This window comes from Aphanothece microscopica RSMan92 (assembly GCF_046613545.2).
GTDB lineage: Bacteria > Cyanobacteriota > Cyanobacteriia > PCC-6307 > Cyanobiaceae > NIES-981.
The window spans coordinates 1-742 of the sequence record NZ_JBKKKY020000280.1 but is presented as its reverse complement, the minus strand read 5'-3'; the positions used below and the strand labels follow the sequence as shown (position 1 = coordinate 742).

Here is a 742-nt window from a genome sequence, read left to right as displayed (position 1 = left end):
CGAACTGGGTCGTCGTCACCTCGGGGATGGCGTCGGAAAAGATGGACAGGTGCCGCTGTGTCGCGCGCCGCAGGGAATAGCCGATCTGGTCCTCCAGCACACAGGGCGGAACGGGCTGTTGCACCCTTTCCCGATAGCGGCAGGGGGTGGCCCGTGCAAGGCCGTTGACAGGGGCCGGGGGCGGGTCGCACAGTGTTTGCACGCAAACAAAGAGGGGCCGATGACGCTGTATCTGCGTCCGCGTTCGGTGGCCGAGGCGGTGGCGGCGATGGCCGATCACCGGCCCCGCGTGCTGGCCGGGGGGACCGACCTGTATCCGGCGGTGCAGGGGGCCGATCTGCCGGGGCCGTTGCTGGACCTGTCGGGGGTCGCGGGGTTGTCGGGGATCACGTCCGAGGCGGAGGGCCTGCGGATCGGCGCGATGGTGACTTGGGCCGCGCTGGCGGCGGCGGGGTTGCCGCCCGCGTTGCGCGCCTTGCAGACGGCGGCGCTGCAGGTGGGCGGGCGGCAGATACAGGCGGCGGGCACGCTGGGCGGGAACCTGTGCAACGCGTCGCCCGCGGCGGACGGTGTGCCGCCGTTGCTGGCCTGCGCTGCGCAGGTGGAACTGGCGGGGCCGGGCGGTGTGCGGCGCATGGCGCTGGGCGATTTCCTGACCGGGCCAAGGCGCACGGCGCTGGGCCCCGGCGAGTTGCTGGCGGCGGTACTGATCCCCGGCGAGGGGTTGGCGGGGCGGTCGGCG

The 742-nt window shown here is 73.5% G+C and carries 1 protein-coding gene; it reads left to right on the top strand.

The features are described from left to right. Nucleotides 1–220 precede the first annotated feature (220 nt). Nucleotides 221–742, top strand: a 522-nt coding sequence (locus ACLD7X_RS17505; RefSeq protein WP_411424967.1) for an FAD binding domain-containing protein, incomplete at its 3' end; no start/stop codon positions are given.